Here is a 13,995-nt window from a genome sequence, read left to right on the forward strand (position 1 = left end):
GGAGTGCTGTTAATAACTGTACGGTGGTGGGGACCGGGGCCCTTGGAACACTGGCAATTACTGTACGGAATAAAAAGATTTCACTGATGTGAGTCAGGCAAAACAGGCTTCCGGTGAAGAGAGAAAAAGCGTGGCGATTTTCGGCAGAAGAAAACGCAGGGGTGATAAAGTATTTTGGTACTAAGAGTAACTCCGCGCTGGGATTTGAATTCGGTATGCGAATTCCCTTCTTCCACAGGGAAGAAGGGAAATGGCCGAAATTAATGAACGCTATCTGTAAATTTGCTATCGATCATCACCAGCCCCGACGCTGTTTGCACAAAACGCGGCGCGGTTAAGTCATCAGTCATGATGTTAATCATCTGGAATAACAAGCCGGTGATGTGTTTCTGCAAGTCTGTGGAAGCCGGCTGATTCAGCAATACTAACGTCAATGCGCTGCAATATTGCCGCATCTCTTCCGAATCTATCGAACAACCGCTGCGACAGGCTTTGTCATTACCTTTCTCCAGCGTGAGGCGTTTAATCAGGTGTTCTGGCAGTGGCTTGTCTAACAGAACTTTCAAGACTTCCAGTGCAGCGAGCAGACGGCCGCATAGTGCCATACGAGCGGTGATATCGTGACATTCCACCAGGGCATCGACATAGTGGCTACATGCCTCCAGCACCTGAAAGAGATCGTGCGTCGTGCCGAGCGGTGTTTTCAAAAGGGTTGATACTGCCGGTTCGATAACTGGCTGAATGTCCACGATTTCATAATGAGTGGTTGTGTTACTATTGGTATTAGCCATAGCGTTGTTTCCTTTAGAGTGAACGTTGTGGTCAGACGCTCCGGTATGTGTTGCATCACTGCCGGGGCGTTGCTCTCATAAAAGGCCTCATGTTAGTGTGGTCTTTTAAAGGATTAAAATGAGGGAATAGGTCAGTACATGTCAATTATAATGCGTGAAAAAAAACCAAAAGGTGGAGGCAAGTCCCCACAATTTCAAATGCGCATTGATCCCGCCTTGAAAAAACAGCTTGATGCGGTTGCAACTGAAGAAGGAATTAGTCTGGCAAGCTGGCTGAAGAATCTGGCGAGAGAGGCGTTAAAGGCAAGGGGGATTGAGCCGGAGGGGTAATTTGTGCGTGAAATATTGAGTTAATTATATGTGTGGTAAATGAAAAAAAGCTAAATTTCGCTATTGTGAAGTTTTTAATTTGGCCATTACAAGTTTGATAAAATAGCTGAGGCTTTGATGGAGTTGTGAGTAAATGAAGCTTTTTATTGTATGGTTACTGCAATCTTTTTTCTATCTTGTACCGATTATAGTCAGTGTTGTTGGTGCTTATTTTATTGTGCGATTCGTTCCATTTTACCCAATGGGGTTTGTGGTTGCCTGGGTCGGTATCGTTGCTTATCTTTATGTAAGATACAGTAAGTGGGTTTAACCTCAACCGTATAATCTTTTTCATGACGATTTTCAAAACACCATGAAATTTAAATACTTATCTGTAATATGATGTTCAGTGAATCGGGCCTTACCCATATTGACTTGCTCAAAGTAAATAATCAGGATGTAAGATCCTTATAAATGAATGAGCAATCTAAGTTGTACGCTTACAAAATTAGCCATGAGATAACATTCAAATAAAATAAGATTGCCAGAAAGAAGAGCAGACTACGATAATGGACGAGACAGAAAAAGCAGTACTCGATCTTGTTGAGACTTACAATGGTTGAAGCATATTTACCTTTAAGCGGTATCCGCTCAAACATAATACCGATCTTAATCAAGATTTTCGAATGGACCCGTTAGATGTCTATGATTTACTAGAGGAATTCACAGAGAAATTTTCAATTAATTTAGATGAAATCAATTTCACTCGCTATTTTCCTGAAGACAATGGCAAAGCAGAAAAGGCGTTGACCATTCAATTACTGATTGACTCGGCCCGAGCAGGTCACTGGACGGATGAAGAAAAATCAAAAACAGAAAATACCTTACCCTCAAACTCAGACAGGAAAATAATGAAAAAGGGAAAAAATAAGACGATTTATGTTTTAGCATTCATTATATTTTTTCTGATTCTCCCGGAAATAGTGGTTCGTACACTAACCCCAGAACAACTCGTCAGACTCAGCGATTTCACAAGCCTGGGCGGGATTTTTAGCCATCTCCTTTCGTTAATGCTTTTTCTCGGTATAACATCGATTTTGCTGGGCATTGCCGCTATCTGTCTGGCAAAAAAATCTATCGATATTTTGTCAGCTAAAAAAATAGCATACCTGCTGTACGCTCTGTATGCGTTACCAACGCACTGAGAGCAAAATTTTGCCAAAGCTGAAAACGTTGAGCGAAAGCAATCCAGGAAAGCGTATAGGATCTGCGGACCTGTTTTACAGTGGCTGGTCCGCGCAAACTCATGGGGGAAATGTGAGTAGGTCAAAGTGTGCCATTCTTAGCGTAATGTGAGGTGTAATACGTTATTCCGCCCTTGCAGGATGCGGACGAGTTGGGCATCGCCATGGAGAGCGAGAAAGCGCTACTGGAGCAATGGAGAACCTACCGCGTGGAGACCTTAACGGCACCGGATATTAGTTGGCCGGGAAAGCCTAAACAGAAACATCCCCGTTACAGCGGGGACTATCAGGAAAATTTTAGAGGCGGGAAGGCTTAATTTTGCCATTCAATCATCTCATCCAGCCGTTTTAAAATATCTGGGAAGTAGCTCTCATTGATGCCGAAATCGCCTTTAACCAGAACGCTGTCAGCATGTGCTTCAGGACGAAGGTCATATTCAATCATTACACTATCGTCGTCGGTTACTTTCCTGATTATCATATTCAGTTGATGGCACTGGCTTTGAAACACGAAAGGCTTTATCTCTCTTTGAGCAATTAAAGCGTTATGGTGAGCTGCAAATTGCTCACGTAGTTCCAGTAGCTCACCTACCGTAAACTCAGTTTGAAACTGTGCTTTCAGGCCAGGAACAGAAAATTCAACAAAAGATTTTATCCAGTCCCAGCGATGATGTTCAGGGTCAATGTCGTTATCGACCACTCTTTCAAAAGGAGAAACCGTAAACGTAAATTTCTCGTCTTTAATATCAAACATTGATGCGTTCCTGTCGGTTTTTAAAAATACATAAAGTGGGTGATTGTCCAGTCGGACTCTCTTACCACAACTTCGAGTGTGTATTTTTTATACTCAGTAGTGGCCTTCTTACGATAAAGCTTGTACATCTCAATTTCGTATCTGTACAGGCCTTTAACTTTCCGGGGATCGGCCGTTCGCTTACCAAAACGAATAGCTTTTTCCTGAATATGTAAAGGAACATACCGACCCGTTTCATACATGTGCTTAGCAGCCGTTTCGGTCATTTTCAGGTTGCGTACAGATAAGCCGAGTTTAAACCGGGCGCGCAAAAATGAAATCGTTCCCTGGCCAAGCTTTGCTGTAATCGCTGTTCGCGTACCCGCTTCAAATAAAGCACGGCCAGTGCGGAGAATGCGGAAAACACCAAAAGCAATTAGTGCAATATCAGTGGGATCGAACAACGGCGTTTCAAGCGGAGCCTCTTCAAGCCGGACAAAATGGCCCTGTGCATCATAAATTTGCCAGAGGCCGGGAGCCTGAGCCACGGTGTAGCCGATACACATACCGCTTGTTTCATCAAGCACCGGCTGAGCATTGCGTGGTAGATGTTGTGGCCGAAGCTCAAAAAATTCTCCGGGGGGCAATCTTGACTCAAAAGTGTAATACCGTCCAGGTTCCTGTCTTTCTGCTCTTCCTGAGATCATTCTCGTTCCCTCTTTTTGATGATGGCTGTTCATAGTGCCACAGGAAGGCAAAGCGATCATTCCCGAGTAAATGCCCGATCATTCTTCAACAAACCCTAATTGTATAAACGGCATTGCCTGACCTGACACTCTGAGCACATCCATTTTACGGGGGCATCAGATGTCTGATTACTGTCATGGTATCTGCATCGTCGAAATCATGGATGGCACTCGCAACATTTCCATCATCTCTACCGCGATTATTGGGCTGGTCTGTACCGCCTGGGACGCCGACACTACCGCTGAATACGCCGGTATTGTTTGCTAACGTGTAGGGTGGTATCGCCAAAGCCGGGGCAAAATGCACGTTAGCAGGCGATTTTCGACCAGGCCAAATCGGTTAATGTCTTGGTGCGCGTTGCCGTGGGTGCGACCGAAGCGGAAACCATCTCAAGCATCATCGGTACCACTTACGAAAACGGCCAGTACACTGTAATGAAAGTCCGGTTAAGCGCAGAATCAACTCGGCGTGCCGGGCCTTAACTCGCTGGAAATGGCGATCGCGCTCGCCAGGATCGCGTAGCAGGTGCACCTTCAAAACGTACGAAAGCATAGCGGGGATGATCGTCTCGCCGGGCCAGACTAATAAGGTGCCGATTTTTACGCATAACGACAGAAGGTAATCGTTACTTCACTGAAAGCTCGCGAAAGTATGCTTTTTGTATCTGCGTTCAAAAAGAACGAATAAAGTCATGCGATACTTTTGTGACACTGGCCTATAGAAACAAAAAAGCCACTCGGCTAAAAGTGGCTTAATATCCTGATTCAACAGGTGAAATCTGGTGGCCCCTGCTGGGTTTGAACCAGCGACCAAGCGATTATGAGTCCCATTTATAAAATATAAAAATCAGTAACTTACTGATTTTTATATTTTCTTTAGACCGAATAGAGATGAAAAGTGGCACATAGTGTTGAGCTCTGCTGCCACTTTGCTGCCATTTAGTTAACAAGCTAGCTAAACGGTTCTTAACTAATTATTCTCTCTGAAATTTTAACCATTTGAATGAGGTTATAAGATGACGTGAATTATATTTTTAATTTTCTCTACTTTATTTTTACCTGTATGGAATTCTGGCAGAATGGGAGTGCTCTATATCAAGTTTAAACTGCATCTTTCTGCCAGCGTGCCTCATGTAAATATTCTGCTATTGTGAGTTTTTAGGAGCGTATTTATGTATGGCTTCCAATCCAACTATTACTGGCTGGTATTTTAAAGACTCTAAATCTCTTGGTATCTTATGTGATTTGTCAATGCTTTCACTCAAAAAGCTACCCTCAATACCGTGTACTAAACCGCCATACAGACGATGATTTCCAATATTACTTATTTCTTGCGAAAATATGCAATTGATTGCAGTTCCAATAGCTGCATCCAAAATGTAATTTTTACCAAGAGTTATCCAGGCATGGTGTTTGAACTTTTCATTCTGATGTAGCAGCGGGTTTTTATTGAAATCTTCTCTCTTAGTAATGAATCTTTTTTTGTTTAAGTAAGAAATTTCACCTATTGTAATATTTGCGGGAATGGTTGGGTAATTTTCATTTATAAAATTAAGTATTGATACAGATAAGTTTACGCAATCAAGAGAGAATTTCTCTAATGTTTCATTAGGATGTTTTTGACTAAATGAATCGATATAACCAGAAAGGCTTTTAGTGAGTTCGGATTTTAATTTTATAATTTCGCTTTGACTAATTTCTTCTTTGTATTTATCGTTATCTATTTTTAAGTTTGTTTTTTTGCTAAATTTTATTGCGCTCACAAATTCCTTATAATATTCGCTTTTTTTGTTGAGGGCTGTTTTGGGGAGTTGAGGGTGAAAAATCTCATTAATCTTTATTGTGTTTCTCATTTTTACTCCGTGTTATTAATTGTCAATTATTGAGTTAAGAGGGTTTAGTTTCATTGCTTCCGCTAGATGATCCGGTGCAAAGTGCGCATACCTCATTGTCACTTTAATATCTGTATGCCCTAAAATTCTCTGCAGCACAAGAATATTGCCGCCATTCATCATAAAATGAGACGCAAAAGTATGGCGTAAAACATGCGTCAATTGCCCGGCAGGTGTCTCGATACCGGCGCGCTGTATGGCCTTCCTAAAGGCTGAGTAACAAGGTTTAAAGAGTAATTGCGCTTTCTTGCTTGATGGTAGTTCAGCCTGTAATTTTTCAGTTATTGGTACCGCGCGGTTTTTCTTGCCCTTAGTTTTCACATATATGATCTGACCGCCGCGGATTTGGTTTCCTTTTAAGCCTTCGGCCTCACTCCAGCGTGCGCCAGTAGCTAGGCAGATTTTCACAATGGAAGTCAAATCTTTGGAGCGGCTGTTCTCACATTCGGCGAGTAACGTGCGAATCTCTTCAATGGTGAGATATGACATCTCTGACTCACTGATTTTAAACTCGCGCACATTCTCAAGCGGATTTGGCGCGGTCCATTCATCCAATCGGCGCAGTTCGTTAAACATCGCCCTGAAATACGCCAGCTCTAAATTTACTGTACGAGGCGTAACAGTCTTCACTCGGTTGGATCGGGTAATTTTGCCGCTTAATCGCTGTTCACGATAAGAGGCAAATATTTTTGCATTAAACTCGGTGGCGAATGGGTTTCCCATTGCCTTGCATGCGAACGCCATAGTGGTTCGTCGCTTCTCTCCGTCCGCTAACGTGATGCCGTGCGTGTTGAACCACAATTCAACCAACTCAATTACCCGCCGCTTATCTGCTTTTTCTCCCAGCCAGGGCTTATCTTGAGCCTGTTCTTTTACGAACTTCTCGTAGGATTGTGCTTCGCCCTTCGTTGCAAACTGGCGGCGAATCCTTTTGCCGTCTCGGCCATTTGGGAAAACTTGTACCTGCCACTTCCCATTGGATAATTTGTTAATCGCCATGCTGTGCCTTTAAAGGTACTCAGTGCGGGCAACGACTTTGCCTAAAACCTTGATGTCGTCAGCTTTGCATTCGAAGGAGGCTTTCCCATTCTCAACGCGAATACGGCCGCCGGGAAAACGATACAACTCTTTAACACTAATGAGCTTATCAATTTCAATGAGCCACAGACCGTCGGTGATCTCTGCGACGGTCATATCAACTAAGTAATTCTGTTTCTCGAAATCCACTATTAAAGGGGCTTTAACATCACTTGGTAAGAGCTGAGCATCATATTCAACCCAATTAGATGATGAAAAAATCCCATTTGTGATTTTTTTTAGTTCGATTTTTGTAGACGTATTTACTTGATCTGTGATGTTTGGATTGCCTGTGCCATAAGTCAGCCATTCCAGAGAGGCACCCGTTTCCATTGAGCAAATTAGCACCCAATCAGCAGGAAAGTTCCCGCGCATTATACGGTTAGCCATCGTGCTCTGAGACACGTTTAGGTGACGGCATAGCGCTTGTCTTGATGCAAGCCCATACGCTTTAACTATGCGTTCGACAGGTTCTTTACCCCCCTCTGGCAGAGTTGGTGCTTTACGACTCGTAAAATCTTTTGTTGACCTTTCCAATTTGGGATCCTAGTATTCACTCGTCGTAACGAGGTGTGTTTAATAGAGATAAATAGAGTTGGCTAGAACTCAACAGAGGATAGTGCATCATGACCCGTAAACTTTCAATGCGCCCTTCAATCAATCTCGTGATTTCAGAACCGTACATTACTGTCGAAGAGTTCTGCCGCCGCACTGGTTACAAGGAGGGCACCGTTCGTCAGATGTACCGCGAGAACCGTTTACCCATCAGGAAGAAGGAGGGCTTAAACGGGCTCATCGAAATCAACATGGTTGCTCTCACTATCGAAGCCGCTTCTGGCTGCGAAATCACAATGCAGGGTTGATGTATCCATATTGGGATATAGAAAGGGATTAATCATGTTTGATTTTCGTGTGTCCACACATAATCACTTTGACGAGGCTTGCCGTAGATTCGCCCTGTCGCACAATATGAAAGAGCTGGCACAGGCTGCAGGTATGAACGTGCAGACCCTGCGCAATAAGCTGAACCCTGAGCAGCCGCACCTGGTGACCGTTGCGGAAATGCTTTTACTCACCGACCTGACCGAAGATTCAACCTTAATGGATGGTGCGCTGGCGCAGCTAAATTGTTTGCCTTGTGTACCGATGAACGAACACGCCGAAGAAAAGCTGACAGCTTACGTTTTGAAGGCGACAGCAGAGGTAGGGCTGCTGGCAGCCGGTGCGATGCGTCACGATGCGTTGAGCACGTCATGCCGTCGCAGTCTTTTGCAGAGCGTCAACACCGGCATTCGCTGTCTGACGCTCGCGGCAATCGCTGTGCAGACCCGCATTCATTCTAATCCCACGATGGCCTCTACTGTTGACGCTATCAGCGGCCTCGGCGCATCCATTGGCCTGAGCTGAGGGACTGATAATGATTTCATTGGCATCGCGCCTTAAGCGTCAAAGCCCGTCCGTAGCTTACGGCAACGGTTGGATCATGGGTGAGAACGGCAAGCCCTGGCATCTGTGCAACAGCCAAAAGCAACTTTTAAAGGGGCTGACCAGCAAACGCAAACCCGCCGGTTTTTTGGCGCGTTTATTCAGGGGGTAATATGCAGCGATCAACAGGCAACACAACCGCACAGCAAGGCCCGGCATCTTTTGCCAAAACTTATTCAACGGGCAATCGTGCTGATGCTGTTAGTTCAATGTCGTTTGATGAGTTTCGGAAAAGCTGGCGGCAGCAGCGTGACAATAACGCTAACCCGTCGCTGTGTTATTTCAACCGTCAGAATGACGAGTTTAAATTTTGCGTGTTAACCCTGGCTAACCGCGAAAATCCTAAAACCTTTACGCAGGAGGAAATCGGCAAGCCGTTTGAATACTTCGACGAATACCGCCGCGAATTAATCATCATGGCAATGAATAAAATGGCGCGCTGGGGAAAGATTCTGCCCCGACAGTTTTCTACCGCAGACTGTTTTTTACCTGAGTAAATAAGACTCAAAAAATTAATGGCGTAAACCCGCCGGGCATTCCTTTGCCCTGAACCTAGAGAGCTGAACGATGAGAAATACCGAAACCCGTAATTTTGAAGCCGATGCAGACACGCTTAATGCACTGCTGGGCAAGGCCAAAACAGAGCAGCGCAGCGATGATGCGCTGGCCGTGTCAATCCGCATTGCGGCGCTGGTCATCCATGCCCGCAAGCACGAAATGACCGCGCCGGAAATCATTGAGCTGCTGGATAAAGAGGCAGAGCGTTTTGAGCATCAGGCGCGGGAGCTGCACTAATGGCCGATTCAATGGATTTAGTCCAGGCACGCGTTGAGGAAGAACTGCAGCGCAATCTCGCCAACGCACGTCGCCAGCCCGCCGGGGCTGGTGAGTTCTTTTGCCAGGCCTGCGATGAGGCGATACCGGCGGCTCGTCGCCGTGCCGTGCAGGGAGTCACACACTGCGTCGCCTGTCAGGAAATCATCGAGCTGAAAAGCGCCCACTACAAAGGCGGTGCTATATGAGTACGATCCTCAAGTGGGCGGGCAACAAAACCCGCCTCATGCCTGAGCTGCTTAATCATCTGCCGCAGGGGCAGCGCCTCGTTGAGCCGTTCGCCGGTTCCTGCGCCGTTATGATGGCTACGAATTACCCGGCTTATTTAGTGGCTGACGTTAATCCCGACCTGATTAATCTTTATCGCCAGATTAAAGAACACACGCGCCCGTTTATTGTGTTGGCGATGAGCCTGTTTACCCAAAACAAAACGGCAGAGGATTATTACCGCATCCGCGAAGCGTTTAATCATGACCCAGCCTTGCCTTTGCTTGAGCGTGCCGCACACTTCCTTTACCTGAACCGCCATGGCTACCGCGGCCTTTGCCGTTATAACCGTAAGAGTGAATTTAATATCCCCTACGGAAACTATTCTGAACCCTATTTCCCCCTGGAAGAAATCGAAACATTCGCAGTAAAAGCTCACCGTGCAACGTTTATCTGTGCTGATTTCCGCGAGACGCTGAGCATGATTCAGACCGACGACGTGATTTATTGCGATCCTCCCTATGACGGCACGTTTAGCGACTACCACGCAGGTGGATTTGATAAGGCCGCTCAGCAGGACTTAGCCACCATGTTAACCAGCGTGTCAGAGCGCTGCCCGGTCATCGCTTCAAACAGCGATACCGAATTTACGCGCTCGCTTTTTAATGCCTACGAGCTGACCAGCATCAGGGCAGCCCGCGCGGTTGGTGTGGCTGCAGGTGACGGCAAAAGCGCGGCAGAAATTATCGCAGTGCGCCGTCCTGTTGTCTGGATTGGTTTTGACCCTGCAGCATCTTCGGAGGTGGTCGCATGATCGACAAACGCTGCTTTGGTGAGAACGTCATGAATGTGGTCAGCATATCTGGCGGAAAAGACAGCCTTGCTGACTGGTTGCTGGCTGTTGATTCCGGTGTTGAGTTTCAGACGGCATTTGCAGACACCGGTCATGAGCACCCGCAGACCATGGAATATCTGGATTATCTGGAATCGAAGCTGGGGCCGGTTAAGCGTGTTAAGGCTGATTTCACTTCCCGCATTGAAAACAAGCGCAAGTTTATCGCGGAAAAATGGCCTGTTTCCCTGGTTGAGGAGTGTGGATTTACTTCTGAACGTGCGCTATCCGCTGTTGCTTTAGCGCTTGAAACACTCAAACCCACGGGCATTCCTTTCCTTGATTTGTGCTTATGGAAAGGGCGTTTTCCTTCAACTAAAGCCCGTTTCTGCACCTTCGAACTGAAGCATGAGCCAATAAAAGTGCAGATAGTTGATCCCTTAATAGCTGCCGGGAAAAAAGTTATCTCATGGCAGGGTGTCCGTGCGCAGGAATCACCACAGCGCGCGATGCTGGAGCCATGGGAAGAGGGGTTTGACATTGGCCCGGGCCTGGCAATTTATCGGCCTATCCTGAAATGGAAACATGAAGATGTTTTTGCTTTGGCGCGTCGCCACGGAATCAAGCCTAACCCTCTCTACGAGCAAGGCTGCAGCCGCGTAGGGTGTATGCCGTGCATCCATGCCCGCAAGTCAGAGCTGGCAGAAATTTTCAGCCGTTGGCCAGAAGAGATAGCACGTGTAGCAGCATGGGAGAAACTTGTTGCGCGTTGTTCACGCCGTGGCAATTCCACGTTTTTCCCGTCAACACAGGATCCGCGCAAGGCAGAGCGCAGAATAGATTTTATATCAGTTGAATCTCACGGTATTGAAACTTACCGGGACTGGGCGCTGACAACCCGTGGAGGCAGTCAGTTCGATTTGCTGGCAACCGCCACTGATCAAGGTGTCTGCAACAGTGTTTATGCAGGGGTGTGCGAGTGATCAAGCACTACGCTTACCCGTGGAATGCCCCACGGGAAGCCATCGCCAGCCCTTATCCCACTTATGAGGAAATGCACAGCCGCAGTCAGATGATTGCGGCTTTAGTGCGTGCGCAGGAACTGCTTGAACAGCAGCCGACGCTGATTCAAATCGACGTCAAACGTCGCATGAACGAGCTGGAAAAATCACAGGGCATTGCCCGCGCCAATGCGTACTTAACGAAAACTTTCGTTGAGCGCACATTGCCGCGTGTTGAATGCGTTAACGAGCAATACCGGGTTAAGACTATGGATGCCAGTACTTTTAACCTGCTGACACATAACGCCCCGAAAGAGACTGGCGCAGCGCGTGCCGGGGGCCAGCTGTGGGAGCTGATGAAGCGTTTTAACCGCCTGGCTGATATGTCGCGCGCCGATGTGGATTTGCTGGCCGGTGATATTGCCAGTTTCATTCTGGCCGAGCTGGTACAGGCACACGCGCAGGCAGCTGATGAGTCAGATTATAAATACACGCACCGCGTCTACATGACGGCGGCGGCCATCACCCGTGAATTTAATCAGACGCCGCCACTGTGGGATAAGGTGACGTCCCGTTTCTTTGATCCGGAGGAAGTCACGCCCGCCGTGCTGCGTATGCAGACTGAAAAATGGTGGACGGGGCGACTGCGCCGCGTGGCTGCGTCATGGCGGGAACACCTGCAGATTGCCCTGGCTAACGTCAGCAAAAAGCACACCCCCTACGCCAGCAGAATGACGGTTTCAGAATGGCGGGAACAGAAACGCCGCACCCGTGAGTTTTTAAAGGGCATGGAACTGGAAGACGAGGAAGGCAACCGCATCAGCCTGATTGAAAAATACGACGGCAGCGTGGCGAATCCGGCAATCCGTCGCTGTGAGCTGATGACCCGCATTCGCGGCTTTGAAAATATCTGTAGTGAGCTGGGCTATGTCGGCGAGTTTTACACGCTGACCGCGCCGTCACGCTATCACGCCACAATCAAAACCGGCCATCGTAACCGCAAATGGAATGGTGCCAGCCCCGCAGATACGCAGCGTTACCTCTGCAGCGTCTGGCAGCGCATCCGCGCAAAGCTGCACCGTGATGACATTCGAATCTTTGGCATTCGCGTTGCTGAACCCCATCACGACGCAACGCCACACTGGCACATGCTGATGTTTATGCGTCCCGAAGATGCGGATCAGGTGCGCCAGACAATCCGTGATTATGCCTTCCAGCAGGACAGCAACGAGCTGACCACGGATAAAGCCCGTAAAGCGCGCTTTCATGCCGAGGCCATCGATCCTGATAAGGGCAGCGCTACGGGCTACGTTGCTAAGTACATTTCAAAGAATATCGACGGCTACGCGCTGGATGGTGATCTGGACGACGAAAGCGGCAAAGAGCTGAAAGAAACCGCGCCCGCCGTTTCTGCCTGGGCGGCCCGCTGGCACATCCGACAGTTTCAGTTTATCGGTGGCGCGCCGGTCACAGTTTACCGCGAGCTGCGCCGCATGGATGACACCGAAACCGCCCACGGCCTCAGCGTGGAGTTTGCCGCTGCGCACGACGCGGCAGACGTGGGCGACTGGGCGGCATACGTTAACGCGCAGGGCGGCCCGTTCGTGCGTCGTGATGAGCTGGCCGTGCGCACATGGTATCAGCCGGGCGATGAGCTGAATGAATACGGTGAGGAGACAGTGCGCATCAAGGGCGTCTACGCAACTGAGGTTGGCGCAGACACCCCGATTTTAACCCGTCTGGCACAGTGGAAGATTGTTCCGAAACGTGCCGTTGATTTTGGTTTTGACCTTCAGGGCGCGCCCGAGCCCTCTCGGAGTTCTGTCAATAACTGTACGGGGCATTTGAGATCTGAGGATTCAACCCCGCCGGAAAGTTACGAAAAAATCGACTTTGAAAGGATGAGTCGCAAAGAACGAAGACAATTGCTGGCACGACTCAAATGCAAAGAGAATGAAAGCGTTGTTATGCCGTCCAGTTTGTGCGAAAAAGCAGTCGAGGGTGGAGATCTTGCTTTGAAAAGAATCGCAGATTTTGCTGAATCAGCAGGTTTGAGTTTTACGATAGGCCAATTAAGCCACCTTCTTCAAGGTAGTAGCTTAAGAATGGATGGGTACATATTCTCGGCAGCGGGTACCGGAGAGTTGAGACAGCACAAAGATAAGAGTTCAACTCGAAGAACGTCTGATTTCTGGAAACATATGAAGGACCATCATAATGTCGACAGCAATAAAATAAGGCACGACCCAATCGGCAACTACAAAAAAATGTTGAAAGAAGCAGATGCGGCTGCATGGAAATGGATGTTTAGCCCAAACATTAGTGAGAGGCGTGTATGTCTGATAAAGAACAGCGAGAATTAGAGGTTAAAAGATTCATCGATAATAAAATAAAACGATGCGATAAATGTGGTTGTGAACTGAACTATAGAGAGAAATTCTATACTTCTGAACCCATCTGCTTCGCTTGCAAAGGACTCCTTAAACCAGAGGCCGAAAGCAAATCTTTACGTGCCAGTGGCCATTATAACTCTGTTGATACTCGATCACCGATGGCTGAAAAACTGTTTGCGCTTTACCCTGAGTGGCAGGCGATGAATGAAAAAGCTGAAAATGAATGGCACGAAAATCATCCTTTAACTCCTCTACCGCGCAAGCTTTCTGAAAATCACAAACCGCAGCCGTTTACTGATGAGCGTATAGCACAAATGATTTCTGATTATGATGAGGGAATCATGGTCACTGTTAGTCAGGAAGAACTGATTTCGCTTTTGTGGGAAATTATCAAGCATCGAAATATTTCAGGCTGAAATTCAGTGTTGATGCACCTGAGTTACTTACGACG

18 protein-coding genes and 2 pseudogenes are annotated in these 13,995 nt (G+C 47.3%); 14 read left to right on the forward strand and 6 right to left on the reverse strand.

The features are described from left to right. Nucleotides 1-260: 260 nt before the first annotated feature. Nucleotides 261-791, reverse strand: coding sequence for a hypothetical protein (locus RAC90_RS19915; protein WP_205952309.1), 531 nt, complete (start codon nucleotides 789-791; stop codon nucleotides 261-263). Nucleotides 792-929: 138 nt separating this feature from the next. Here RAC90_RS19915 and RAC90_RS19920 point away from each other — a divergent pair, with 138 nt between their 5' ends. The 3 genes and pseudogenes from RAC90_RS19920 (at nucleotide 930) to RAC90_RS19930 (ending at nucleotide 2,661) form a co-directional block, all read left to right on the forward strand. Further along, nucleotides 930-1,121, forward strand: a complete 192-nt coding sequence (locus tag RAC90_RS19920; RefSeq protein ID WP_039341980.1) for a toxin-antitoxin system HicB family antitoxin — start codon at nucleotides 930-932, stop codon at nucleotides 1,119-1,121. Between the two features lie 605 nt (nucleotides 1,122-1,726). Continuing rightward, nucleotides 1,727-1,957, forward strand: a pseudogene (locus tag RAC90_RS19925) (DUF1493 family protein); the annotation flags it as partial. A 521-nt stretch (nucleotides 1,958-2,478) separates the two neighbouring features. Beyond that, entirely contained in the window at nucleotides 2,479-2,661 is a 183-nt protein-coding gene (locus RAC90_RS19930) for a tail fiber assembly protein (protein ID WP_226374748.1), read from the forward strand. Here RAC90_RS19930 and RAC90_RS19935 read toward each other — a convergent pair. Both RAC90_RS19935 and RAC90_RS19940 read right to left on the reverse strand, forming a co-directional pair. Beyond that, nucleotides 2,658-3,098: a hypothetical protein gene (locus RAC90_RS19935; protein WP_375124700.1), complete on the reverse strand. Its 441-nt coding sequence runs from the start codon at nucleotides 3,096-3,098 to the stop codon at nucleotides 2,658-2,660. The two genes, RAC90_RS19930 and RAC90_RS19935, sit on opposite strands and share 4 nt — an antisense overlap. A 20-nt stretch (nucleotides 3,099-3,118) precedes the next feature. Next, nucleotides 3,119-3,817 carry a hypothetical protein gene (locus RAC90_RS19940; RefSeq protein ID WP_226375575.1) on the reverse strand — a complete coding sequence of 233 codons (699 nt, stop codon included), beginning with the start codon at nucleotides 3,815-3,817 and terminating at the stop codon, nucleotides 3,119-3,121. Between the two features lie 127 nt (nucleotides 3,818-3,944). Here RAC90_RS19940 and RAC90_RS19945 point away from each other — a divergent pair. After that, a pseudogene (locus RAC90_RS19945) lies at nucleotides 3,945-4,340 on the forward strand (phage tail protein); the annotation flags it as partial. Nucleotides 4,341-4,968: 628 nt separating this feature from the next. Here the strand turns inward: RAC90_RS19945 and RAC90_RS19950 are convergent. Genes RAC90_RS19950 through RAC90_RS19960 form a run of 3 tightly spaced genes read right to left on the reverse strand, consistent with a single transcriptional unit; the run spans nucleotide 4,969 to nucleotide 7,329 of the window. Continuing rightward, nucleotides 4,969-5,676, reverse strand: a complete 708-nt coding sequence (locus RAC90_RS19950; protein WP_375124702.1) for a hypothetical protein — start codon at nucleotides 5,674-5,676, stop codon at nucleotides 4,969-4,971. A gap of 15 nt (nucleotides 5,677-5,691) precedes the next feature. Further along, complete coding sequence (locus tag RAC90_RS19955; RefSeq protein ID WP_375124703.1) at nucleotides 5,692-6,714, reverse strand: tyrosine-type recombinase/integrase; 1,023 nt, start codon at nucleotides 6,712-6,714, stop codon at nucleotides 5,692-5,694. A gap of 9 nt (nucleotides 6,715-6,723) precedes the next feature. Next, on the reverse strand, nucleotides 6,724-7,329 hold the full coding sequence (locus RAC90_RS19960) for a phage repressor protein CI (protein WP_210480423.1): 606 nt from the start codon (nucleotides 7,327-7,329) through the stop codon (nucleotides 6,724-6,726). Nucleotides 7,330-7,418: 89 nt separating this feature from the next. Here RAC90_RS19960 and RAC90_RS19965 point away from each other — a divergent pair, with 89 nt between their 5' ends. The 10 genes from RAC90_RS19965 (at nucleotide 7,419) to RAC90_RS20010 (ending at nucleotide 13,960) form a co-directional block, all read left to right on the forward strand. Beyond that, a complete protein-coding gene (locus RAC90_RS19965) occupies nucleotides 7,419-7,655 on the forward strand; it encodes a hypothetical protein (protein WP_014604979.1) in 237 nt (78 codons plus the stop codon). Nucleotides 7,656-7,689: 34 nt separating this feature from the next. After that, nucleotides 7,690-8,199, forward strand: a complete 510-nt coding sequence (locus RAC90_RS19970) for a phage regulatory CII family protein (RefSeq protein WP_375124704.1) — start codon at nucleotides 7,690-7,692, stop codon at nucleotides 8,197-8,199. 10 nt (nucleotides 8,200-8,209) lie between these two features. After that, nucleotides 8,210-8,389, forward strand: coding sequence for a phage filamentation protein Fil family protein (locus RAC90_RS19975; RefSeq protein WP_375124705.1), 180 nt, complete (start codon nucleotides 8,210-8,212; stop codon nucleotides 8,387-8,389). A 1-nt stretch (nucleotide 8,390) separates the two neighbouring features. Further along, entirely contained in the window at nucleotides 8,391-8,774 is a 384-nt protein-coding gene (locus RAC90_RS19980) for a hypothetical protein (RefSeq protein WP_375124706.1), read from the forward strand. A 70-nt stretch (nucleotides 8,775-8,844) separates the two neighbouring features. Continuing rightward, nucleotides 8,845-9,072: a DUF2732 family protein gene (locus RAC90_RS19985; RefSeq protein WP_375124707.1), complete on the forward strand. Its 228-nt coding sequence runs from the start codon at nucleotides 8,845-8,847 to the stop codon at nucleotides 9,070-9,072. Further along, the gene (locus RAC90_RS19990) at nucleotides 9,072-9,299 is read left to right on the forward strand and encodes a TraR/DksA family transcriptional regulator (protein WP_210480433.1); all 228 of its coding nucleotides are present in this window, start codon (nucleotides 9,072-9,074) and stop codon (nucleotides 9,297-9,299) included. Before RAC90_RS19985 ends, RAC90_RS19990 begins: the two co-directional genes overlap by 1 nt. Further along, complete coding sequence (locus RAC90_RS19995; RefSeq protein ID WP_375124708.1) at nucleotides 9,296-10,132, forward strand: DNA adenine methylase; 837 nt, start codon at nucleotides 9,296-9,298, stop codon at nucleotides 10,130-10,132. Before RAC90_RS19990 ends, RAC90_RS19995 begins: the two co-directional genes overlap by 4 nt. Next, a complete protein-coding gene (locus RAC90_RS20000) occupies nucleotides 10,129-11,133 on the forward strand; it encodes a phosphoadenosine phosphosulfate reductase family protein (RefSeq protein ID WP_014604986.1) in 1,005 nt (334 codons plus the stop codon). The genes RAC90_RS19995 and RAC90_RS20000 overlap by 4 nt, the downstream gene beginning before the upstream one ends. Next, entirely contained in the window at nucleotides 11,130-13,514 is a 2,385-nt protein-coding gene (locus tag RAC90_RS20005) for a replication endonuclease (protein WP_375124709.1), read from the forward strand. Before RAC90_RS20000 ends, RAC90_RS20005 begins: the two co-directional genes overlap by 4 nt. Continuing rightward, a complete protein-coding gene (locus RAC90_RS20010; protein ID WP_375097000.1) occupies nucleotides 13,487-13,960 on the forward strand; it encodes a hypothetical protein in 474 nt (157 codons plus the stop codon). The genes RAC90_RS20005 and RAC90_RS20010 overlap by 28 nt, the downstream gene beginning before the upstream one ends. Nucleotides 13,961-13,995 lie beyond the last annotated feature (35 nt).

It is taken from the genome of Pantoea sp. CS_6 (assembly GCF_041954745.1).
Lineage (GTDB): Bacteria > Pseudomonadota > Gammaproteobacteria > Enterobacterales > Enterobacteriaceae > Pantoea > Pantoea stewartii.